Here is a 23501-nt window from a genome sequence, read left to right as displayed (position 1 = left end):
GAGGGATATTTATGAAAACGCTGCTGTCCGATAAAGAACACTACCCCCACCTTTTCAGCCCGGCGGTGATCCGCGGCAAGTATTTTAAAAACCGAATCATTGCCTCCCCCCACGGGTGCCGCCTGCCGGTACTGGAAATTGACGGGACGGGTTATGCACATATCACGGAATTGGGAATCAAATACTATGCCGGACCGGCCAAGGGCGGCGCGGCTGTTGTCAATATGATGGAGGGCGGCGTGGAGCCGGGCGGCGGCGGTATCGTTACACCCAGCTACAACCTTTTCAAGCCCAATACTCTTGCAACCATGCACCTGTTTACGGATTATGTCCACGCCTATGGCGCCCTGGCGTCCATGGAACTGACGCATATCGGTCAGTGGTCCAAAAATGCGGTGGGTCCCACGGAAAAGATCCTTTACACCGGGGCAAAGGTCCATGAGCTGACCGAGAAGGACATTGACGAGATTGTGCGGTATTATTCCAATGCGGCCAACATGGTCAGACGCGGGGGATTTGATGTCATTATGCTTCATGGCGGGCATAACTGGCTGCTGTCGCAGTTTATGTCCCCCTATGAGAATAAGAGGATAGACCGCTTCGGCGGCAGCCCGGAAAACCGGATCCGCCTGGCATCCATGGTGCTGGACGCCATCCGCGACCGGATAGGCGGAGATCTGGTGATCGAGTTCCGTATCAGCCTGTCCGAATTCACCAACGGCGGTGTTACACCGGAAGACGCGGTAGAGATGCTGAAATTCATCGAGGATAAGGTCGATATCATCCAGTGCTCCGGCGGCACCAGACACGTGCAGCCCACCATGGGCATTCAGGAATCCATCTATTATATGCCGAACTGTGAAAAGCGCCATTTGGCGGCCTATGCCAAGCGGCATCTTCATACACCCATCAGCGCCATCGGTTCCATCAATGATCCTGATGTGGCCGAAGAGATACTGGCCAACGGCGAAGCCGACTTTATCGCTACCGCCCGAAACTTTATGGCGGACAACGAGTGGGGGATCAAGGCCCGTATGGGGAGAAAGGAGGACATCCGCCCCTGCATTCGCTGTATGCGCTGCTTGGATATCTCGGCCAGCCGAATCAATACCGCACGGCCGGGCAACGTATCTGACTTTGAAAACGGCACCTTCCATTGGGAATGCTCGGTAAATCCAAAAGAGCTCCTGCCTTCTGTGATCCACGATATCCCCAAACCGGTAAGGCAGAAAAAGGTCTTGGTGGTGGGCGGCGGCCCCGCCGGGATGGAGGCTGCGCTGGACGCCGCTGACCGGGGACACAAGGTTATCCTGTTTGAAGAGACCGGCAGTCTTGGCGGCCAGCTGATCCACTCGGACTATATGGGATTCAAGGTGGACCTTAAAAAATTCAAGGATTTCCTGATCCGCCAGGTCAACAAGAATCCCAATATTGAGATCCGTCTGAACACCCCCGCAACTCCGGAACTGTGTGAGAGCGAAAAGGCGGACGCCGTTATCGTGGCCATCGGGTCCAAGCCGATTGTGCCCAATATTCCGGGCAAAGAGAAGAACAATACCTTCCTTGCGCTGGATCTGTACGGTGGAAAGCCAAAGGTTGGTGAAAAGATCGTGATCATCGGCGGCGGATCGGTCGGGTGTGAAACCGCACTATACCTGGCCGAGCAGGGCAAGACCGACGTTACGGTAATTGAGATGGGCGATATTCTGCTGCCGGAAACCCTGTACATAGACCGGTATTATACCCTCTGGTTTATGGAAAAGGAATATGACCGCGAAAAAGCGGTGTTCGTCAACGAAACCAAGGAACGGGAGCATCCGATCAAGAGCATGGTGAAAACGAAGTGTACGGCAATTACCGAAGAGGGGGTTATGGCCGTCGATGAAAACGGTGCGGAAAAACTGATTCCGGCCGACACGGTGATCTTTGCTGTTGGTATGAGATCCGACTGCGATGCCCGGGACGCCTTCTACGGCACTGCGTTTGATGTAATCAACGCGGGCGACTGCAACGGCAAGGAGCAGTCGATCTATAACGCGACGTCCTCCGGCTTCTTCGCGGCACTCCAACTCTAATGAGCTGAACCGTATTCTCTGACGAGCTCTGTTCCAAATTTTTAAAACGGAAACGGTTTGCAAGCGTGAAGCGTTTTGGAACGGTACCGAAAATTTATACACATTTAGGCTGGATTGTTGAAGCTTGCCTGCCGCATAAGGATTCCAAATACATGGCAAATCTATGGAGAGATAAAAACATGATCATTAGTAACCGAAATAAATTTGCTATTTAAATATTTGGTACAGAGGAAGAGGCGCAAGCCCCAGGCCTGGGCAATCAAAGCGTTAGACCTGTGTTGAAAATACAAAAAGCACCGCGATCCCATGGATCGCGGTGCTTTTTCAGCCTTCTGGCGCTGCACCGGGAGCGGTGCTGTACGGAGGCGGGTCCGGCGAGACCTCTGGCGCCAATACCGCCATGGGTTGCGGCTCGAAAGTGGTTTCGACCCCGTTGAGCGCTTTTGCACCCTTTTCGCTCGGAATGTGGATACCGTTGGACACTGGGCTGCTGTTTGGTGTGTTTTCGGGCAGACGTAGTGCCTGGGTTTTCGGACGGTCCAGCCTGCTTTCATGCTCTGAGGATGTAAGAAAGAGTCAGACTGGCAAGTACTCCGACCAATCCGTTTCTATATATATTCAAGTTATCGATAAGTTGTGTGGAAAAATTCATTAGCGCGGTGAATGTGTGCCTGTTACAATTATTTGCGTAAAGAACCGACAGAGTACCAAGGTGACTGGATAAAAATCATCAAGGGAGGAACGGATGATGAGTGAAGTAAGACATCTGGACTGGGGAAAGTGCGAATGGTTCAATCCAAAACCGACAGTGAAGAGAAAGGTTTACCAGGGCAGCAGCCACTATACCATCAGCATGGGTGTGATCCAGCCGGGCCATGTTCCCGGCCCCCACAAGCATGACTACGAGCAGACGGTGGTCATCCTCAAGGGCAAGTGCGATTTCCATGTGGACGATCAGGTCTATACTTTTGATGCTGATCTGGACAACAACGGCGGCCTGTGTTTCATGAGTATTCCGGCCGGTGCCATGCACTGGATTGAGAACCCTTATGACAAGCCTGTCTACAATATGGACATTTTCTTCCCCAAGCGTACTGCGGACCGGGAAGAGAGCAAAGAGATCCGGTAATAGAACATGAAACAGCATATCCCCGGGGCGCCTGCGCCCCGGGGATATGCTGTTTCAGCAGAGAAAACAGACCTGGAGACTTGCTTCCCTGGAGCTAATCTTCCTCATATCTCCAGGGATGGGATGGCAGATGCCGGTAGAACAGGTCGATGAATTTCTCCACGGAATCCGAGCCGATGTGCGCGGCGTGCTTCTTTTTTAGCAGGTAGCAGATCCGGTGTGGGGCCGGAACGGAAAAGGGGTGAATCTCTATAAGACCCTGGGTGCGTAGATTTTCCGCCACAGAAGCGGGGCAGACCGCCCAGTGGTGAGGCTCTGTCAAAAAGGTGGTCAGCAGCGCTGTGGAGTCCACCTGGACATAGGGAGGCTCAGACTCTGGCCACCACTCGTGATTCCAGGAGAGGATATCTGGGTTCCAGCGAAAGAGGATCTGATCCTGTTTTTTCAACTGCTGGGGGTGAATAGGACCCTGGGGGTAGATGCTGCCTGTGACGGAAATCATGTACAGCGGTTCCTTAAACACGGGGATCGCGTCAATCTCATAGTGGATGGGATAAAATGCGAAGCCGATATCCATGTGCCCCAATGTCAGGCGGGAGTAAATCTCCTGGGAGTGATAGGACACGAACTGCAGATTCAGCCGGGGGTCATTTAATTTGATCTGGCGGATGATGTCGTTTAACAGGTACTGGTTGATACTGTCCATGCTGCCGATGACGATTTTCCCGGAGGGGGTGGAGGACAACGACTGATGGATGGTACTGTCCAGTTCCAGCCACTGATTGGCAAGGGGAATAAAGCTCCTTCCGCTTTCCGTGAGGGTCAGGTGCTTAAAGCCCCGTTGCCGATAAAAGAGCTTTGTGTTCAATTCGGCCTCCAACACCTGAAGCCGATGACTAATGGTTGACTGAGAGACAAACAGCGCATTAGCGGCCTCTGAGACGGATTGCAGGCGGACGGTGGCCAAAAAGCTTTCAATTGCTTCGCGGGTCAATGCCATGGTTTCCCCCCTTGACGATATATCTAAGATATAGATAAGTTAATACAGAATTATTCATTTGTAAAGAGATAAATGGAATGCTAAACTCTAAACAAATGGAAAGAAGGTCAAAAAGCAGACGAAAAATCAGAAGGCATTGGTGTTTTACGCCATAAATGCTGAAAGCGTATGGGGGAGAAGTGGTGGAGAAAAATGGAATCAGTTGTGGTTGTGGATGCGTGCAGGACTGCGGTTGGAAAATTTGGAGGCTCCCTGAAGCCTCTGTCGGCTGCGGATCTTGCGGCGGAAGTAATGAGAGCTGGGATGGAGCGGGCCGGGATAAAACCGGAAGAAGTTGATGAGGTCGACTTTGGACAGTGCCGTCAGACCTCGGATTTTTCCAACATTGCCCGCTATGCAGCTCTGAAAGCCGGCGTTCCGGAGGAGGTGCCGGGGAACACGGTCATGTGTGCCTGCGCCTCAGGTATGTTGGCGGTGCGGGACGGAATGTACTCCATCCTGTTGGGCGGGAACCGGGTGGTTCTGGCCGGCGGTGTGGAGAGCATGACCAACGCCCACTTCTATCTTTCCAACGCCAGGTGGGGTGTGGGCACAGGAAACACGGAGCTGAAAGATTCCCTGACGGAAGCCCAGTTCTGTTCCCAGCCGGCGGATCTTTATGGCCGCTTCAATATGGGAATGACCGCGGAGAATGTGGCGGAAAGGTATCACATCACCCGGGAGGATCAGGACCGGTTTTCCCTGGCTTCCCAGGAGAAGGCGGCGGCGGCGATCCGGGCGGGACGCTTTCAGGAGGAGATTGTCCCGCTGACCGTGCCCCAGGGCAAGAAGAAGCCGCCGGTGGTATTTGACACCGATGAATTCCCCAGAGAGACCAGCATGGAGCTGCTGGCAAAGCTGAAGCCTGCGTTTAAAGCGGGAGGCACGGTGACGGCAGGCAATTCCTCGGGGAGAAACGACGGCGCGTCTGCTTTGATCCTGGCCAGCGAGCGCTATGCAAGGGAACGGGGCCTCAATATCCTGGCGCGGATCCGGGGGATTGCCGGCGCTGGAGTGGATCCCGGATATATGGGCATGGGACCTGTTTTTGCAGTAAAAAAGGTCATGGAGCGGGCCGGCCTGTCCCTGGCGGATATGGATCTGATTGAGCTGAATGAGGCCTTTGCCGCTCAGTCCGTGGCCTGTATCAGGGAGATGGGACTGGAGGCACGCATGGACCGAATCAATGTAAACGGCGGGGCCATTGCTCTGGGCCATCCCATTGGCTCCTCCGGCAGCCGGATCATGGTGACCCTGATCCACGAGATGCGGCGGCGGGGCGCCCGGCTGGGCCTGGCGACCCTGTGCGCGGCCGGCGGAATGGGCATGGCCGCCGTTGTGGAAACGGTGTGAGCTGCAAGAAGGTATGCAAAATGAGCGATAAGATGAAAAACGTGGTGGATATCCATGTACATGCAGGCCCCTCCGTGGCAAAGAGAAAGCTGGACGCCGGTGATATGCTGTTGGACGCCCAGAAGCGGGGCTACCGGGCGTTTGTGTCGAAGGATCACTATTTCCCCACGATTATGGGGACAGATATGGTGACCAAGTTCCTGGGCGATGGGAGCTGCCGGGCCTATGGCTGCATCGTGCTGAACAACGCGGTGGGGGGAATCAACATCTACGCGGTGGACGCGGCCTGCGCCATGGGAGCGAAGATCGTGTTCATGCCGACTATTTCGGCGATGAATCATATCAACCACCACAAGAAAAAGAAATTTGTGGGCGCCGGGAAGCTGAAAATTCAGGAGAAACCCATCTACTATCTGGACGAGCGGGGAGAGCTGAAGCCGGAAGTGGTGGAGGTACTGGAGTATCTGGCCCGGTATTACCCGGAGGTGGCCCTGGGGACCGGGCACGGCACCGTGGCCGAGATCAACAAGCTGATCGACAAGGCCGTGGAGCTGGGACTTCAGAAGATCCTGGTCAACCATCCCTTCTTCAACATCGACGCCGGCATCGAAAATATGCTCCGCTGGGCGGACCAGGGAGCCATGATCGAGCTGAATGCTGTGGTATTCGACGAAGTGGAGCCCGCAGCCCACCACCTTCCCTTTGATATTGTGGAAGAGGTGTTCCGGCGGGTGGGGTATCAGCGGATCGTTGTGGATTCCGACATGGGACAGGCGGTATATGCTGCTCCAACCGACGGGCTGGAGAAATTTGCGAAGCTGATTGCGGAGCGGTGCGGAGCCACGGAGGAGCAGCTGAAGGTTATGGTCGCAGGTCCAGTCGGTTTGACGCCAGGCTCTGACTGTGTGACTTCCAAAGCCTGTATGGAAGCTCTTGCGGCGGTTACAAAAGGTTTTGTTCTCCCCGCGCTCCAAACATAAAGCCTGAATTTAGCCACAGTGGCCGGTGGGTTTGAAAAGCCAGCGTTCCCAAGCAGTTCCCTTCTTTTTGCCGCCACGGTAGCTGGAGACCTCAGAAAATGCGCGGCAAGCCAGAAGAAAGCTGCTGTTGGGATGCTGCTGCTGTTCTGATAACTCGGCCTACTCCCTGTGACCATCCGTCGGAAAAGCTGGTATTGTGTGTTGCCGCAACGAGGGCGACACACAATGTATTACTGCATAGCTGCTATGCACAAGCGGCTTTCCGAGTGCCAGCTTCACAGCCGGCCTTAAACTGGCCCAGGAGTAGCGGCTGATCCTGACGGATCTGGGGAATCGGGGCGCCCTGTCCGAGGTGAGGCACAGAAAGGTAAAGGCTTTGCCGGCGGAGTGGACATTAAAGCAAATTTAGACCCCGGAGTAAGAGTTGTATCCGCCATCAATGGGGAGTACTACACCGGTCACAAAGCTGGCGGCCTCTGAGCAGAGATAGACGATGGCGCCTACCATCTCCTCCGGCCTGCCATAGCGGCCCATGGGCGTTCCGGCGATGATCTTCTGCCCCCGGGCGGAGGGCGTGCCGTCGCTGTTTACCAGAAGGTAATGGTTTTGCTGCGTGTGGAGGAAACCGGGGGCAATGGCGTTTACCCGAATTTCGGGGGAGTAGTTCTGAGCAAAATGGGTTGCCATCCAACTGGTGAAGTTGGAAACGGCGGCTTTAGCCGCACTGTATGCCACTGTGTTGGTCAGCGGTGTGTAGGCGGACATGGAAGAGATATTGATCACGCAGCCGAAACCCTGTTCCGCCATCTGCCGTCCGAATACCTGCGTGGGATAGATGGTGCCCAGAAGGTTGAGGTTCAGGACCCAGGACAGGCTGTCGGCGGGCATATCGAAGAAGCTCAGGTCGGGGCTGGCGGTGGCGGCGGGTTTATTGCCGCCTGCGCCGTTGATCAGAACATCCACGCGTCCGTAACGCGCTACAACTGCGTCCTTGGCGGCTGTGATACTTTCTGTCTCCAGCACATTGCAGGGTACGCCGATCGCGTCTCCGCCGGATTGGCATATCTCGTCGGCAATGGCGGCGATCCGGTCTTCAGCAATGTCCAGCAGCGCGATTTTCGCCCCCAGCTGGGCCATCTCATATGCCATTGTGGAACACAGGACCCCACCGGCTCCCGTAATGACAACTACCTTATCTTTGATATCAAATGAAACCATAAGGGGACCTCCTTAATATTTGCCGTCCGTGGTGTCGAAATGAGTGGGCGCCGTCAGGGTGGGCGCGCCGTCCCGGACCCATTCGGCCTGCCAGCGGATCATGTCGGCCAAAGTTACGCTGGGATACCCCATCCATTCGTTCAGCTTGGCCGTATTGCTGAAGATACCTTGCGGCTGCTCTTCGCCCTCAAAGCAGGGCGTTTTTTGGAATATGCGACCGAACTCCTCCGCGGCCCATCGGGTGGAAATGGTCTCTGGTCCTGTTACATTCAGAATGACAGGCGGATTGGCGGTGTGGAGCAGGCCGCGCAGGGCGTATTCACAAACATCACCTTGCCAGATACAGTTGAACACGCCTCTGCCCAGTTTGACAGGGGTTCCGTCCCAAACGTTCTTTGCGATATCATACAGGACACCGTAGCGGAGGTCCACGGCGTAGTTCAGACGGAACATCAGCGATTTTGTCCCGTTTTTCTTGGCGTAATAGGAAAACACCCGCTCCCGTCCCAGACAGGTCTGGCCATATTCGCCGTCGGGAGCCGGCGCATCTGCCTCTGAAGCACCGCCCGAACCTGCGGGGCGGTCACCGTAAATGTTTCCGGTGGAAAACACGACGATTCTGGCGTCGGGAAATGCTTCGCATATTTTGGCTGGCAGCAGAACGTTTACCGCCCAGGTCAAGTCCTGGTTCTGTGTGGTTCCGAACTTCCTGCCTGCCATAAAAATGATGTTCTGCGCTTTGGGGAGAACTGCTAACTGTTCTGGATCGAACAGATCTGTTTCGTAAACCTGGATTCCGTGCTGTCTCATCAGCTCCGGTGCGTCCGGATCGTCAAATTTGGATACGGCGATGATCTGTTTGGTGATCCCCGCGGCTTTGCAGGCACGCTTCGCTTTGAGCGCCAGGCTGGGCCCTACTTTGCCTCCGGCGCCCAGGACCATAATTGACCCTTCCAGCTGCTTGATGTCCTCTATCAAGGCCGGGGAAGGCCGTGTGACTGTTTCCAGCCGATCTTGTTCTGTCATTCTTTTCCGCTCCTTTCTGTTTTCTTGCGTTCCTTTCTTATCTTGATTAACCGAGAAGTTGCGGTTAAAATAAGAACACCCCAACTTGCATCGGGAGGCGATTACCATTACCAAGAAGGAACGGGCTACTATCCGCGATGTGGCGCTGAAAGCGGAGACTTCTGTTGCCACAGTATCCAGAGTGCTGGGGGACTCTGGGTACAATGTCTCTCCCCGCCTGCGAAAGAGGGTGCTGGACGCGGCGCGGGAGCTATCGTACATTCCCAGCGTTGCAGCGCGCAATTTAAAGGGGATTGAAAGTCAGGATATTGGCCTGGTTATCCCCAATATTACCAATCCATTCTATATGCAGACCATCCAGGGCATCTCTGCTGTGTGTTTTGAACGGAATTACCATATCATCATTTGTAATTCGGCCCGCAGTGTGGAGCGGGAGCACGAATTTCTGGAGCGGCTCTACAATCGCCAGGTTCGGGGTGTCATTCTCTCCTCAGTGGACGAGGAGCAGAAGTCTGTCTCCGAGTTCCTTGCCAAGGGCATGAAGATCGTGCAGCTGGATCAGCGCTTTGAGAATGACGCCTGCGCCTGTATCAACTACGATTCCGGGCTGGGTGCCCAAATGGCTGTCAAGTACTTGTGGGACAAGGGACACCGCCGGATCGCGTTCGCCTCCACTCCCTTAACGCGCTGGACCCGAAAGGCGGTGCTGAACGGCTACCGGGCGCAGATGGAAGCGTTTGGCCTGACCGTATCAGAAGACCTGCTCTATATCAGCGAGCCGGGTGATGCATTTGAGAGCGGAAGCTATGAGATGGACGCCGGAAGCGGCATCGCCAAGCAGATGCTGGCGCGGGGAAGCGATGTCACCGCTGTGCTTTGCGTCAACGATATGGTGGCCTTTGGCCTCATTGCCGAACTGCATCGGAGCGGTGTCCGGGTGCCTGAAGATATCTCGGTCATGGGATTTGACGACATCCCGTTTGCCGAGAGCTTTATGCCGGCGCTGACCACGATCCGTTGCCCCTCTTACGAGACAGGGCGCCTTGCGGCGATGATGCTCATTGATGAGCTTGTTCCTGGCCACAAAAGTTCGAATCTGAATCTGAGCCTTCAGCCTATTTTAGTGGAGCGCCAGAGTGTACGTGCGCTGAAGTGATTGAATGAGATATCCGGAAGCCGGGGAGCAGGAAACTGCTCCCTGGCTTTTTTATACATTGCTTACGCCACAAGAGAGATCTTCTCCTGCGAATGCAAAGATTGTTCCACTGCGGCCAGAAGACGGGTGGAAAACAGAAGGCGGCTGGTCCCGCGGCTCAGCCCGCCCCGCATCATATCTGCAAATGCCCGCATGCCATATTCATAGCACCGGTTAAAGTCCGGCAGCCGGCACCGCTCCTCGCCCCAGGAAGAAAACACCACCTCCGGTTCCTCCAGATCCGGCTTGGTGTACAGCGTTACATGGCGCCCCGGGTAACAGATTTCGATCTCCACGGTACTGCCCATGCGCACAGCGCGGACGCTCTTCGCGTCCATCCCGCAGATCACGGAGCAGAGGTCCGTCAGGTGACTTCCGTAAAAGCCCCATCCGCCAAAGGGCGAATCGCAGTCCGCTGCATAGGAGAGCTTCACTTTGGAGCAATATCTTGCCCGCTCGCGGAATTCCTCCACCTGGGGCAGGAAACACAGCGTGGAGCCTCCCATCAGGGGGGCCCCTGTCCGCTGTGATTCCTCTATGATGGCCAGAGCGTCTTCCGGCGTACAGGAAAAGGGTTTATCCACAAAAACCGGCTTTCCCGCCTGAAGACATTCGATTGCCAACCGGCGGTGGCTCTCTCCTCTGCGGGTGGTGATCAGGATGCCGTCGCTGTGTGCGATGACTTCTTCTGGAGTCTTGCACACGGCTGGAATGGCGCCGACCTCTGTGCAGTGTGAGATCCGCTGGGGACAATCTCCGCCCCACAGGGCGGCTGCCTCCATATCCGGAAACAGCCTGCGGCAATTCAAGAGTGAGGCAAAATAGTCTGTATGTTTGCTTTCCGCACCCAAAATACCAATCTTCATGACCGACTCCTTTGTGTCGATAAATTTGCAAATTTATTATGCAGAACTGGCCCAAAAAAGTCAATAGTTTAGTAAACGTTTACTAAAATATTTTCCTGATTTCCAGAATTTTATCTTGCGTTTTTCTGTCGATTGTGTATAATGAGGCCATGGAAGATCAATTATCTTTTGGGGAAATGTATATTTGAGCCATGGGAGGTGATTCTTTCCAGCTCGTCTGCTGCGAAAACAAAGAAAACGTTTACTTGGCGGAATATTCAATTTCTTTCGCAAAAATCAGCTCGCAAAACGTCACGCAGAAGGAGGAAACAACTATGAAAGTAAAAAAGAGTCTCGCTGTTCTTCTTGCCGCTTCCACCGCGTTGGGGATGTTGGCCGGCTGCGGTACCACCGACGAGCAGACAAACACACCTGACGCCAGCAAAAGCGCCGGCGGCGATCAGGACACCATCGTCATCGGAACCATTCAGGATCTCAGCGGCAGCGCCTCTGAGGCTGGAAACGCCAATGCCTGGGGCGTGGAGTATGCTGTCCGCCTGATCAACGAGCAGGGCGGGATCAACGGCAGGCAGCTGGAGTTGGTGACCATGGACTGCAAGGGCGATGTTCAGGAGGGGATCAACTGCTATCGCCTGCTGGTGGATGAGCATAACGTGGCTGCCATCGTCGGCCCTCCGCTGTCCAATCCCGCCCTGGCCTGGGTGGACCTCTCCGAAGAGGACCAGGTCCCGATCGTGGGCCATTTTATGGACGAGCGCTGCACCACCAATGAGGAGACTGGTGAGCCTTATCCTTACATGTTCCTGGCTGAGCCCGGCTGTGCCCAGCAGTCTTACTGCATTGCTGCCTACGGCCTGGAGGAGCTGGGCTGTGAGACCTTCGCCACTTTCTACAATGCCGGACTGAGCTATGCAGTCATGCACGCTGAGCCCTTTGCTGAATATGTAACCGCTCAGGGTGGTACTGTCGTGGCGGAAGAGACGTTCCAGGCTGGTGACGTGGACTACCGGGCGCAGGCGGTAAAGATCGCCAACGCCAACCCTGATGCCGTTTTTGTGTGCAACTATGCTGCCGATAACGCACTTTGCTACGACTATCTCCGGGAGGCCGGCTACGAGGGAATCATTCTGGGCAACAACACCTTCCAGTCCCCCTTCAATACGCTGGTTAAGAGCGACGTGTACGACTGCTACTTCCTGATGAATTACGATATGGAAAATCCGGATGACCCGTCCTATCCCATCATTCAGAAGTACATGGAGGAGACCGGGACCAAGTATCCCATCGCTAACGCCTGCTTTGGCTATGACGCCACCATGGTTCTGGCGGAAGGCTTCAAGGCGGTGGACGATCCCTATGACGGCGAGGCGGTGGCTGCCGCACTGGCCCAGGTGAAGGATGCCCCCGGTGCTGCGCATTCTATCACCATCAATCCTGAAACCCATCGTACCATCGGCATGCCCATGCTGATCGCGGAGTACGATGAAGATTTCCACATCAAGGTTATCACCTCCTATACTTTGAGTGAGGAGTGGGACGCCTAACGCGCAGTTTTTTCCACCGGGGGCGGCGGCAAACGCCGCCCCCATGTATTTCCATATACCCTCTACAAATCAGGAGGTGTTATCTTGAGTCTGCAACTTATCGTCAACGGGATCTCCCTGGGTGCGGTTTATGCCCTGATTGCCGTAGGTTTTGCCCTGGTATTCAGCATTCTGAAGTTCTCCAACTTCGCCCACGGCGGAATGATCAGTGCCGCCGCCTACATTGCCTATTTCTTCTATTCTGCGTTTGAAAATCCTCCTATTACAATATATTTACGGTTTAAGGCACGGCAGCCAGCCGTGTCTTTTCCGTATCGTTGCCTAAGCTGTTAGAATGAGAGTGTCTTGGCCTGATGCAATCCTCCAAGGATCATCGCGTCCGTAACGAAGTCCGTCAGCCAGCCTCTCGTTCGCAGCGTTCGATTTATGCAGGTTGAGCCGCCACACCGGTGCGCCCGTGTCATCAAATAGATTGGATCGGCAATGATGAAATGGTTGGTCGCCAAAGACAAATCCATGATGAGGAGCGTTGTACATGAGCAATGTGGCAGGGATTGATATTTCCAAGGGAAAGAGCACGGTGTCTGTTCTCCGTCCCTTTGGGGAAGTGGTGGCAAAGCCGTTTTCTGTTGGTCACACCGGCAGTGAACTCAAAGAGCTGGCAGACTACTTGAAAAGCTTGGATGGTGAGACACGGGTGGTCATGGAGCACACCGGGCGGTACTATGAGCCGGTGGCCCGCTTTCTCCACGATCAGGGCATCTTTGTCAGCGCGGTCAATCCAAAGCTCATCAAGGACTACGGGAACAACACCCTGCGCAAAGTGAAAACAGACAAGGCGGATGCCAGGAAGATTGCCCGCTATGGGCTTGACAACTGGGTGGAATTGCGCCAACATACTCCTGTGGACACGATTCGGATGCAACTGAAAACGCTGAACCGGCAGCAGGGGCTGTACTCCAAGACCAAGACGATGATGAAAAACAATCTCATTGCGCTCCTGGACCAGACCTATCCCGGTGTCAATGCCCTGTTTGACAGTCCCGTCCGAGAGGACGGCAGTCAGAAATGGGTGGACTTTGCCACGGCCTTTTGGCATGTGGACTGCGTTCGGAATATGAGCCTTACTGCCTTTACCGAGCGCTACCGCAAGTGGTGCAAGCGCCATGGTTACAACTTCAGCCAGAGCCGAGCCGTTGAGATCCATGCTGGAGCACAAGATCTGATTGCCATGCTCCCCAAAGATGCCCTGACCAAAACGATGATCCGGCAGGCTATTGATGCGCTGAACGCCGTCTCTGCGTCTCTGGAACGGCTCAAGGCCGAAATGCGTACCTTGGCAGCCCAGCTCCCAGAATATCCCGTAGTCATGGCTATGCATGGTGTTGGAGATTCTCTTGGCCCGCAGCTTATGGCGGAACTTGGTGATGTAACTCGGTTCACCCACAGAAACGCCATTACGGCTTTTGCGGGGGTTGACCCTGGAGCTGACCAGTCCGGCACCCATGAGGCAAAGAGTACAAGAGCCTCCAAAAGCGGTCCGCCAGAACTGCGCAAAGCACTCTTCCTGGTCATGGACTGCTTGTTAAAAACTATGCCTGCGGACGACCCGGTGTACTGCTTTATGGACAAGAAGCGAGCCGAGGGCAAACCTTATCTGGTTTACATGACAGCCGGCGCCAACAAGTTCCTACGCATCTACTATGGCCGTGTAAAGGAGTATCTGGCTTTACGGGAAAATGCTGATTAACCACTTCCATACTCTTTCAATTTGACCGGCGCTTGCGCGGCGGTCTTTTTGTTTTGCTCTCTTTCGCCTCCTACTAAGGTTGCAAACTTTCCTCAATTCCCTGTTGACTTTTTATTTGCAGACTTCCTTGTGGGCCACGCTGATTTTTACCGCAATTGTCAGCCTGCTGATCGCGCTGCTTCTGGATACGCTCTGCTACCGCCGCATCCGGAAAAACAACAGCCCGAACATCTATTATTTCGTGGCGTCCATCACCTTTGCCATTTTGATCGAACAGATCCTGAACGTCTTTTTCGGAAAGATGTCCTATGGCTTCCCGCCTATGTTTGAAAAAACCTCTATGCAGTTTTTCAGCGCCTCTTTCTCCACCATGGACCTGGTCGTCCTGGTTATCTCGCTGGTGCTGCTGGTGGTGCTGATGCTCCTGATTAATAAGACAAAAATCGGTCTGGCTATCCGGGCCGTGGCCATCGACGGACGGACAGGCCGCCTGATGGGTATCAATTCCGGCTTTATCATTCTCCTGACCTTCGCGCTGGCCGGCTTTCTGGCCGGCGTGTCCGGAACCCTGCTGGGCATCAAGTATTCGGTTTACCCCTCTCTTGGCTCTTCCATGATGGTAAAGGGCTTCATCGCCTCCGTGATTGGCGGACTGGGCAGCCTGTCCGGCGCTATTATTGCGGCCATTCTGCTGGGCGTGATCGAAATGGTGCTGGTCTACTATCTGGGCTCCAGCATCACGCCCGCACTCCTTTTTGGGATCATGCTGCTGTTCCTGTTCCTGCGTCCTCAGGGAATCTCCGGAAAGTTTGCTCAGGACAAGGTATAAGGGGAGGGTGATGATATGAGTTCCTATTACGTTGGCCTGGTTATTCAGGCATGTATTTCTATCATCGCTGTCACCGGTATCTTTGCCCTGACCGGTCTGGCCGGCATGTTCAGTCTGGGCCAGGCAGCCTACATGGCCGTTGGCGCCTATGTGACGTTTATTCTGGCCGCAAACACCGGCCTGCCGTTTTGGATTACCAGTCTGGGCGGGATCGCCACATGCGCGCTGGTAGCCTGGGTAGCCGCCCTGCCCACCGTCCGCATGCGCAAAGACTATTTTTCCCTGATTTCCGTCGGCCTGGGTCAGGCCATTACCGCGCTGCTCATTACCTTCAGCGATATTACCAATGGCTCCCAGGGTTATTCCAAAATCCCCAAGGTGGAGCATCTGATGCCCCTCGCCATCCTGCTGGTGGTGCTGGTGGTATTTTGCATCCGGAACCTGAAGTACTCCCGTTTCGGCCGCATGTGCATTGCCCTCAAGACGGATGAGTTGGCGGCCAAGAGCTTCGGAATCAATGTCTATCAGCTGAAGATCAAAATCTACATCCTGGCCTCCATTGTGGCCAGCCTGGCGGGTATCCTCTACGGCCTGCAGAACCGGGTGCTGCTTCCGGAATCCTTTGGCTGGACCGCATCGTCGGAGCAGGAGATTTTTCTGTTCTTCGGCGGCACGAACAGTCTGACCGGTGCGGTCTTCTCCGCCGCCTTCCTGAAGTGCCTGCCGGAGATCTTCCGAAACGTGACACTGTTTGGTCAGAGCCTCCAGGAATACCGGACGATCATCTACTGCATCCTGATCCTCCTGATCATCAACTTCCGTCCCACCGGCCTTCTGGGCGAGCGGGAGCTGAGCCTGGGCGCGCTGCGTAAGCGCTTTTCACGGGGAAAGAGCTCCAAAGTCAAGGGAGGAAAGAAACATGAGTGATACGATCCTGAAAACGGAGCATCTTTCTAAAAGTTTTGGCGGCGTTAAGGCTGTTCAGGACTTCAACATGGAGCTGCATGCAGGCGAGATCGCCGGCATTATCGGGCCGAATGGCGCTGGAAAGACTACGATCTTCAACCTGCTGTCCCATATCTACGACTTTGATGAGGGAAAGGTGGAGTTCCTGGGGAGCGACATTACCCAGAGCACCCAGGTGGAGGTCGCCCGCATGGGGCTGTCCCGCACGTTCCAGAACACCCGCCTTTTCACCGGACTCAATGTTTTGGATAACGTAAAGGTGGGCTTGGACCAGGGAGGAAAGTACAGCCTGCTGGAGGCCATGTTCCTGACGCCTCGCCGCTGGCGCGAGGAAAAGCGGATCGCCGCGGAAGCGATGAACTGCCTGGAAGTGCTGAATTTGGCCCAGTACAAGGACGCCCGCCCCTCCAACCTGCCTTATGGCATCCAGCGCCGGGTGGAGATCGCCCGCGCGATTGCCGCCCATCCCAAGGTGCTGCTGCTGGATGAGCCCGCCGCCGGTTTGAATCCCGAGGAGGTACTGGCTCTGATCGACTTCATACGGCTCATCAAGGAGCATTTCCAGCTCTCCATTCTGGTCATTGAGCACCGGATGGACCTTATCATGACGCTTTGCGACCGTATCTACGTCCAGGACTTCGGAAAAACCATCGCGGTTGGAACTCCGGCGGAAATTCAGACGAATCCGGCGGTATTGGCTGCCTATTTGGGAGAGGAGGAACTCTGATGGCTCTGCTGGAAATTCGGGGACTGCATGTTTCTTACGGGCAGATCGAGGCGATCCACGGTGTGGATATGGATGTGGATGCCGGGAAAATTACGGTCATCATCGGTTCTAACGGTGCGGGCAAGACCACCATTCTCAATGCGGTCTCCGGCATGGTGAAGCACACCGGGACAATCTCTCTGAACGGCGTGGTCCTTCCCACGCATTCCCACAAGGTAGTCTCGGCGGGCATCGTGCAGGTGCCCGAGGGCCGGCGGATCTTTGCAGGGCTGTCCGTGGAAGAAAATCTGCGCCTGGGCGCCTATCTGAATCGCAACGCCAAAGAGGTGCGGGCCCTGATCGACAAACAGTATGAACTTTTCCCCCGGCTGAAGGAGCGACGCCACCAGGATGCCGGCACGCTCTCCGGCGGCGAACAGCAGATGTGCGCGATCTGCCGCGGCCTCATGGCCAAGCCGAAGGTCCTTCTGCTGGACGAGCCATCTCTGGGTCTGGCGCCCATCATCGTAAGCGAGGTGTTTGAGACCATCCAGCGAATCCGGGACGACGGAATCACTGTGATGCTGGTGGAGCAGAACGCCAAAAAGTCTCTGAGTATCTGCGATTACGCCTATGTCATTGAAAACGGAAATCTGGTCAGTGCCGGATCCGGACAGGAACTGCTGAATAACGCTGACATTGCATCCGCCTACCTGGGTGTGCGAGGCGAGTAAACCGAGAAGGAGAGGATCTTCTATGGAGAAATTATATAAAACGATAGAGCTGTTGCCTGTTCATGTCCATGACACCCGCGCGGAGAGCGGCGCGGCCGCCGCAGCCGAGGCCGCCGGCATTATCCGGGACGCCATTGCGCGAAATGGCTGTGCCAACGTGATTTTCGCTGCCGCTCCCTCCCAGAACGACCTTCTGGAATCCCTCCTGAAGCAGGATATCGACTGGTCCAAGGTCCGCGGCTTTCATCAGGATGAGTACATCGGCCTTCCGGCAGGCCATCCCGCCGGATTCGGCAACTTTCTCCGCCGGGCCATCTTCGAAAAGGTCCCCTTCCTGGAGCTGCACTATATGGCCTGCAAACCGGAGGATGCGGAGGCCATGTGCCAGCAGTACAGTGCGCTGCTGGAGAAGTATCCGCCCGATCTCATTTTCCTGGGTGTAGGCGAAAACGGGCATCTCGCCTTCAATGACCCCGCCGCGGCTGATTTTCACGACCCCAAGCGGGTAAAGATCGTGGAGTTGGACCCGGTCTGCCGGATGCAGCAGGTCAACGACGGCTGCTTTGCGACTGTGGACGAGGTACCTCGCCGGGCGCTCACTCTGACGATGTCACAGATCATGTCTGTGCCCCACGCCGTTGCGGTGGTGCCCACGGTGCGGAAGGCGGCCGCTATCGCGGCTGCTCTGAACGGCCCCATTTCGGAGTCCTGCCCCGCCAGTATCCTGCGCCGCTGTCAGGGCGCCAGTCTCTATCTGGACGCCGATAGTGCATCCCAGGCTTTTTAAGCGGGAATTTCCCCTGAAGAAAGGAGCACATCATGCAGCTTTTTGATGTCACAGCAGATGAGTTGGCTGCCCGGAACCCGGACCTGGCTATCCTGCCCATCGGGTCCATTGAGCAGCACGGCCCCCATCTTCCGCTTTCCACCGACTATCGGATCGCCGAAGCGCTGGGCGCCGGTGTGGCGGCGGCCACGGGCGGATTTTCTCTGCCGCCCCTTCCCATCAGTACCTGTCGGGAACATATGGGGAAGAAGGGCGCGGTCTGGATGGATCCGGACACCTTCTACCACATGGTGACCGACATTTTAATGAGCCTGAAGGAGCAGGGCTTTACCCGCTGTGCCATCCTTCAGTGCCACGGGGGCATTTTCGCGCTGCCGCCGGTGATTCGCCAGGTCAATGCCACCTGCAATCCCGGCTTTATGGTGGCCAATATAGATATCTGCACCCTCTTCCCCGTCGCGGCGGCGGAGGGGCTGATCGAGACGACCACAGAGCTGCATGCCGGAGAGGTGGAGACCTCCCTGATGCTGCACATCGCGCCGGAACTGGTCCACATGGACCGGGCGGTGGATTACGTACCCCAGGTCCCCCGTTCTTATCTGGGATACGGCTCGGTTTTCCGCGCGTCCCCCAGCGGCGTGTGGGGCGAGCCCAGCAAAGCCAGCGCCGAAAAAGGCGCCCGTGTTCTGAAGCGTTTTGTGGAGCTGGCAGTTCAGGAGATGGAAGGCGCCTTTTCCTATATGGCCGCCAAACAGCCATTTGGCTACAGTAATTTTTGAGAGGTATGACTATGGAGCGAGTGAGAGTACTTCTGATTGGCGCGGCGTTTTCCGCCGATCTGCATGCCGACGGATACGCCCGCATTCAGGACCGCGCCCATATCGTGGCCATCGTGGACAAGGATCTGTCCCGTGTAAAGGCTCTGGCGGAACGATATGGCTTTACCGACTATGCCGCGTACACGGACTATGAGACCGCCCTGAACGAGGTGGACTGCGATGTAGTGGACATCTGCCTGCCCAATTTCCTGCACAGAGATGCTGCCCTGGCCGCGCTGACCCACGGCCGCCACGTCATCAGCGAAAAACCGCTGGCCACCACCGTGGAGGAGGCCGAGGAGATCATGGAGGCCGCCCGGCGGGCGGACCGCCATGTCTATTATGCCGAGGACTGGCTGGGCTGTCCCACCATTCGGAAGGCGCTGTCCATCATCGAGAGCGGCGCCATCGGAGAGCTGACCTTTGTGCGGGCCAGGGAATGCCACTGCGGCTCCCACAGCCCCTTCGCGCAGAAGCTGAAATTCTGCGGCGGCGGCGCAATGATCCATTTGGGCATCCATCCGGTTGGCTTCATTCTGGCCCTGAAGGGCGGCAGCTGGACGGAGCTGACCGCCCTGACCTCCCGGGGCCTGGAGGGCAACCTGATCCATAAGGAGATGGAAGGCGAGGACTGGGCCGGCGCCATGATGCGCTTTGCTGACGGAACCACGGCCCTGCTGGAGGCCAACTATGTGACCACCGGCGGCATGGAGGACATCCTGGACTTTTACGGCACAAAGGGCTGCCTCCACCTGGATCTGACCTTCTCCAGCGCGATCCGCGGATACTCCATTCCCGGGTTTGACTACACGGTGGAAAAGGCCGAGATCACCACCGGCTGGTCCAGACCGGCCGTGGATGAAAAATACGACCTGGGCTACGTGTCCGAGATCGCTCATTTTATAGATTGCGCGGCCCGGAACGTCCCCGCCGATCCCGGCCTGCGGGGTGAAGACGGACTGGCCGCCATGAAGGTCGTGGAGCTCATCTACCGCTCAGCCAGAGAAGGGCGCCATATCCGCAGCGCGGAACAGGAGGGGTAAAGATGGAGGAGATCAGAATCCCGGTCACGGTAGGCGGCGTCACCTTTAAAAATCCCTTCTATGTGGCTTCCGGCCCGACAACCAAGACCGTCCGGCAGCTTCAGCGCATTGAGGAAACCGGCTGGGCCGCTGCCAGCATCAAACTGTCCATTGATCCCGCTCCCTACATCAACCGCAAGCCCCGCTACGGCCTGTTTCAGGAGACCAACGCCCTGGCCTTTACCGCTGAAAAGCGCCTCACCTTTCAGGAGGGCCTTACGCTCGTGCGGGATGGGAAGAAGGTGCTTCACGACCTGATCCTCATGGCCAACATTACCTACGCGGGGGATAAGGGTGTAGAGGGCTGGGTCAATATGGCCCGACAGTTTGAGGAGGCGGGCGCGGATATCATCGAGCTGAATATGTGCTGCCCCAACATGTCCTACAATGTTTCCCTCTCCTCCGGCGGCGAGGCATGCACTGCCCAGCAGACAGGCGCCAGCCTCGGACAGCAGGCCGGCGCGGTGGCCGAGATCGTGCGTGCCATTAAGCGGGAGATCGGCATACCGCTCTTTGTGAAGCTCACTCCGGAAGGGGGACAGGTGGCCCAGGTGGCTGCCGCCCTGTATGAAGCCGGGGCGGACGCGGTGGGCAGCACGGGAAACCGGCTGGGTATTCCTCCCATCAATCTGGATGACCCCGGGAAGGCCTGCTACCATCTTCAGGACGAGATCAGCATGAGCTGCTACTGCGGCCCCTGGCTGAAGCCTCTGGCGCAGCGGGATACCTATGAGATCCGCAAGGTGTGCGGAGCGGGACGGCCGATCATGGCCGCCGGCGGAATCACCGACTGGAAGGACGCCGCTGAGATGGTATTGTGCGGCGGCACCCTGCTGGGTGTGTGCTCCGAGACCCTCATCCGGGGCTATGACATCGTGCGCCCGATGATTTCCGGCCTGAAATCCTATATGGACAGCCACGGCTACGCCTCCATCGAGGATTTCTGCGGCCTGGTGGAGCCTGAGCTCAAAACCGCACCCGAACTGACGCTGTACGACGGCTACGCCCACATTAAGGAACCCCGCCTGTCCGGCCCCTGCAAGGCCGCCTGCCCCCACCATGTGCCGGTGCAGGCCTATGTGCAGTCCATTGCCAGAGGCGACCTGCGCCATGCCTTCGACCTGATTACGGGAAAGGGCGTTTTGCAGGGCGCCTGCGCCTATGTCTGTCCCCACCCCTGCGAGGATGCCTGTGTCCGGGGCAGAAATGGACGGCCGATCGCCATCCGCCAGCTGAAGAAGTTTGTGCTGGACTGGGGCAGGCAGCAGGGGTGGCAGCCTGCGGCAGCTGCGGCGCCCTCCAACGGCATGCATGTGGCGGTGGTTGGCTCCGGCCCGTCTGAACTGACCTGCGCGGATGAATTGCGCCGGGCCGGCTACGCCGTTACGGTACTGGAGCCTTCCGATACGCCTGGCGGGGACCTTGGCACCCTGGTTCGAGCGGGGCGCCTGCCCCAGAAAGCCCTGGACGAGCTTCTGGAGCGCCTGACGCAAAGCGGCATCACCATCCGATGCAGCGCTCCGGAGCCTGAAAGCGCAGACTTTGACGCCGTCCTCCGCCGCCGGCCCGAAGCGGAGACTGCGGCCTTCCCCAACTGCCCGGCCATGGAGAGCGTCCGGCCCCTCTCTCCTCAGACCCTCTGCGGTACCGCCGTAATCCTGGGACCTCTGGCCGCCGCGGTGGATACCGCCGTCTGCGCCCTTTCTCAGGGCGCCCAGCGGGCGGTGGTCGTCTGTCCGTCTGTCAACGTCAGACAGAAGTTTGTCCGGGAGCAGATGGAGCTGGCCAAGGAGCACGGGATTGAAATCCTGACGGATGTTGTGCCTGTGGAAGCGGTGCCCGGCGGCCTGCTCCTGCACGGCCGGGCCGGTGTTCAGGTGACACTGCCCTGCGACAGCGTCTGGTCCGCCCTGCCGGTTCAAAGCGTGATTGCCGCTGTGGCGGCCGGCAGACGGGATGCCGTGGAGCTGGACCGGCGTCTCCGGGGAGACAAGGCCGTTCTGGAGCCCACCCCCGCCGCCATTCCCGTATCCGCTGAAAAGGTTTTGGCGCGCACTGGCTACTACCGCGATCAGATGCAGGAGCCTGTTTTGAACACGTTGGAGGACGCCGTTGCGGAAGCGTCCCGCTGCCTGAACTGTGGCTGCGGAGAGGGCTGCCAGCTCTGCAAAACCATCTGCACCGACTTTGCCCCCTATGTATCCGGTACGGATGAAATGGCCATCGACCGCAGCCAGTGTGTGGCATGCGGCATGTGCTTCAACCGCTGTCCCAACGGCAATATTGAGATGTGCTCTACTGGCCGGAAAATATAATTCAGCATGAAATGAGGTTATTGTGATGGCAAAACGGATCAAAATTGCGGCGTTGAAAGACTTCTGCGCCCGCGCCCTGGTACACGAGGGAATGAGTGAGGAGGACGCGCGCCTGTGCGCGGAAGTGCTGACGGAAACCGATGCTTTTGGGACCCATTCCCACGGTACAAAAAACCTGTTCAATTACATTAAAAAGTTTCGTGCAGGGGGCATGGACATCCACGCTGTGACTCAGGTCGTATCCGAGGGCCCTGCCTACGCGCTGATGGATGCCCACAATGGCATGGGCGAGTCGGCCTCTTACCGGGCCATGTCCCTGGCCATTGAGAAGGCCAAAAGCGCCGGTATCGCCCTTGTGGTGGTGAAGAACAGCAGCCATTTCGGAGCCGCCGGATACTATGCCAATATGGCAGCGAAAGCCGGTATGCTGGGCCTGAGCGTGAGCAACGTGGACCCCAATATGACAGTCCCCGGCGCCCGTGGTATGGTGATCGGCAACAACCCCCTGGCCTACGCCGCCCCCGCCCGGTCCACTCCCTCCATCTTCCTGGACATCGCCATGAGCAATGTGGCCTCCCTCAAAGTGGTCCAGGCCCGGAAGGACGGCCGCTCCATTCCTGAAACCTGGATCGTGGACAAAAACGGCCTGCCCACCACCGATCCCAGCCACTATCCCGAGGAAGGGGCCATGCAGCCCTTTGCCGCCCACAAGGGCTATGGCATGGCTGTGCTGGTGGAGCTGCTGACCGGCGCGCTGTCCGGCGGAGGTATGGGCACCAATGGCGATATCGTCAGCTGGTGCTTCGAACTGGAAAAGCCCAACAATGTCTGCCACGCCTTTCTGGTGGTCAATCCCGCTGTGTTCTGCGGTGCGGAGGCTTACGCCGCCAGAAACGAATCCATGGCCCGGAATCTTCGCAGCGCCCCCAAGGCGCAGGGCTCCGAGCGGATCTATACCCCCGGCGAGATCGAGTGGGAACGGCACCGCGCCGCCGAGGCCAACGGCCTGGAGCTGCCCGCGGACGTGGCGGAATCCCTGGAGGGCCTGTCGGCTGACATCGGCCTTCCCCTTCCCTGGGAATGCTGAGG

The 23501-nt window shown here is 56.9% G+C and carries 21 protein-coding genes; 17 read left to right on the top strand and 4 right to left on the bottom strand.

What is annotated here, in order from left to right; translation table 11 throughout:
* The first annotated feature begins 11 nt into the window (after positions 1 to 11).
* Together E0E41_RS15110 and E0E41_RS15105 are read left to right on the top strand one after the other, a co-directional pair.
* Positions 12 to 2075, top strand: a complete 2064-nt coding sequence (locus E0E41_RS15110; RefSeq protein WP_130870579.1) for an FAD-dependent oxidoreductase — start codon at positions 12 to 14, stop codon at positions 2073 to 2075.
* A 748-nt stretch (positions 2076 to 2823) separates the two neighbouring features.
* Positions 2824 to 3204 carry a cupin domain-containing protein gene (locus E0E41_RS15105; RefSeq protein ID WP_165450565.1) on the top strand — a complete coding sequence of 127 codons (381 nt, stop codon included), beginning with the start codon at positions 2824 to 2826 and terminating at the stop codon, positions 3202 to 3204.
* 94 nt (positions 3205 to 3298) lie between these two features.
* On the opposite strand, the gene E0E41_RS15100 is transcribed toward E0E41_RS15105, so the two are convergent.
* Positions 3299 to 4204: a LysR family transcriptional regulator gene (locus E0E41_RS15100; protein ID WP_130870577.1), complete on the bottom strand. Its 906-nt coding sequence runs from the start codon at positions 4202 to 4204 to the stop codon at positions 3299 to 3301.
* Positions 4205 to 4396: 192 nt separating this feature from the next.
* Between E0E41_RS15100 and E0E41_RS15095 the strand changes: the two genes are divergently transcribed.
* Complete coding sequence (locus tag E0E41_RS15095) at positions 4397 to 5596, top strand: thiolase family protein (RefSeq protein ID WP_130870576.1); 1200 nt, start codon at positions 4397 to 4399, stop codon at positions 5594 to 5596.
* Between the two features lie 20 nt (positions 5597 to 5616).
* A complete protein-coding gene (locus E0E41_RS15090) occupies positions 5617 to 6576 on the top strand; it encodes a DUF6282 family protein (RefSeq protein WP_207303229.1) in 960 nt (319 codons plus the stop codon).
* A gap of 405 nt (positions 6577 to 6981) precedes the next feature.
* Here E0E41_RS15090 and E0E41_RS15085 read toward each other — a convergent pair whose 3' ends face one another.
* Both E0E41_RS15085 and E0E41_RS15080 read right to left on the bottom strand, forming a co-directional pair.
* On the bottom strand, positions 6982 to 7794 hold the full coding sequence (locus E0E41_RS15085) for an SDR family oxidoreductase (RefSeq protein WP_130870575.1): 813 nt from the start codon (positions 7792 to 7794) through the stop codon (positions 6982 to 6984).
* Positions 7795 to 7806: 12 nt separating this feature from the next.
* Complete coding sequence (locus E0E41_RS15080; protein WP_130870574.1) at positions 7807 to 8820, bottom strand: NAD-dependent epimerase/dehydratase family protein; 1014 nt, start codon at positions 8818 to 8820, stop codon at positions 7807 to 7809.
* Positions 8821 to 8905: 85 nt separating this feature from the next.
* Here E0E41_RS15080 and E0E41_RS15075 point away from each other — a divergent pair, with 85 nt between their 5' ends.
* Entirely contained in the window at positions 8906 to 9976 is a 1071-nt protein-coding gene (locus tag E0E41_RS15075; protein WP_130870573.1) for a LacI family DNA-binding transcriptional regulator, read from the top strand.
* A 62-nt stretch (positions 9977 to 10038) separates the two neighbouring features.
* Here E0E41_RS15075 and E0E41_RS15070 read toward each other — a convergent pair whose 3' ends face one another.
* A complete protein-coding gene (locus tag E0E41_RS15070) occupies positions 10039 to 10881 on the bottom strand; it encodes a Gfo/Idh/MocA family protein (protein WP_130870572.1) in 843 nt (280 codons plus the stop codon).
* 314 nt (positions 10882 to 11195) lie between these two features.
* Here E0E41_RS15070 and E0E41_RS15065 point away from each other — a divergent pair, with 314 nt between their 5' ends.
* The 12 genes from E0E41_RS15065 (at position 11196) to E0E41_RS15010 (ending at position 23499) form a co-directional block, all read left to right on the top strand.
* A complete protein-coding gene (locus tag E0E41_RS15065) occupies positions 11196 to 12425 on the top strand; it encodes an ABC transporter substrate-binding protein (RefSeq protein WP_130870571.1) in 1230 nt (409 codons plus the stop codon).
* A gap of 84 nt (positions 12426 to 12509) precedes the next feature.
* Entirely contained in the window at positions 12510 to 12758 is a 249-nt protein-coding gene (locus E0E41_RS15060; RefSeq protein WP_242623802.1) for an ABC transporter permease subunit, read from the top strand.
* Between the two features lie 202 nt (positions 12759 to 12960).
* Positions 12961 to 14175 carry an IS110 family transposase gene (locus tag E0E41_RS15055; RefSeq protein ID WP_130869799.1) on the top strand — a complete coding sequence of 405 codons (1215 nt, stop codon included), beginning with the start codon at positions 12961 to 12963 and terminating at the stop codon, positions 14173 to 14175.
* Positions 14176 to 14254: 79 nt separating this feature from the next.
* On the top strand, positions 14255 to 15004 hold the full coding sequence (locus tag E0E41_RS15050) for a branched-chain amino acid ABC transporter permease (protein WP_130870570.1): 750 nt from the start codon (positions 14255 to 14257) through the stop codon (positions 15002 to 15004).
* 15 nt (positions 15005 to 15019) lie between these two features.
* Positions 15020 to 15931, top strand: a complete 912-nt coding sequence (locus tag E0E41_RS15045) for a branched-chain amino acid ABC transporter permease (protein WP_130870569.1) — start codon at positions 15020 to 15022, stop codon at positions 15929 to 15931.
* Positions 15924 to 16697 (top strand): ABC transporter ATP-binding protein, encoded by a 774-nt coding sequence (locus E0E41_RS15040; protein WP_130870568.1) that lies wholly within the window; start codon positions 15924 to 15926, stop codon positions 16695 to 16697. Before E0E41_RS15045 ends, E0E41_RS15040 begins: the two co-directional genes overlap by 8 nt.
* Positions 16697 to 17410: an ABC transporter ATP-binding protein gene (locus tag E0E41_RS15035; protein ID WP_130870567.1), complete on the top strand. Its 714-nt coding sequence runs from the start codon at positions 16697 to 16699 to the stop codon at positions 17408 to 17410. The genes E0E41_RS15040 and E0E41_RS15035 overlap by 1 nt, the downstream gene beginning before the upstream one ends.
* A 22-nt stretch (positions 17411 to 17432) precedes the next feature.
* The gene (locus E0E41_RS15030) at positions 17433 to 18197 is read left to right on the top strand and encodes a 6-phosphogluconolactonase (RefSeq protein WP_130870566.1); all 765 of its coding nucleotides are present in this window, start codon (positions 17433 to 17435) and stop codon (positions 18195 to 18197) included.
* Between the two features lie 32 nt (positions 18198 to 18229).
* Positions 18230 to 18976: a creatininase family protein gene (locus E0E41_RS15025; protein ID WP_130870565.1), complete on the top strand. Its 747-nt coding sequence runs from the start codon at positions 18230 to 18232 to the stop codon at positions 18974 to 18976.
* An 11-nt stretch (positions 18977 to 18987) separates the two neighbouring features.
* Complete coding sequence (locus E0E41_RS15020) at positions 18988 to 20058, top strand: Gfo/Idh/MocA family protein (RefSeq protein WP_130870564.1); 1071 nt, start codon at positions 18988 to 18990, stop codon at positions 20056 to 20058.
* Positions 20059 to 20060: 2 nt separating this feature from the next.
* Positions 20061 to 22412, top strand: a complete 2352-nt coding sequence (locus tag E0E41_RS15015) for an NAD(P)-binding protein (protein ID WP_130870563.1) — start codon at positions 20061 to 20063, stop codon at positions 22410 to 22412.
* Positions 22413 to 22437: 25 nt separating this feature from the next.
* Positions 22438 to 23499 (top strand): Ldh family oxidoreductase, encoded by a 1062-nt coding sequence (locus E0E41_RS15010; RefSeq protein ID WP_130870562.1) that lies wholly within the window; start codon positions 22438 to 22440, stop codon positions 23497 to 23499.
* Positions 23500 to 23501: the final 2 nt, after the last annotated feature.

It is taken from the genome of Intestinimonas massiliensis (ex Afouda et al. 2020) (assembly GCF_900626285.1).
In the GTDB taxonomy this organism is placed as follows: domain Bacteria; phylum Bacillota; class Clostridia; order Oscillospirales; family Oscillospiraceae; genus Flavonifractor; species Flavonifractor massiliensis_A.
The sequence above is the reverse complement of the archived record's forward strand: the minus strand, read 5'-3'. Positions and strand labels throughout refer to the sequence as shown.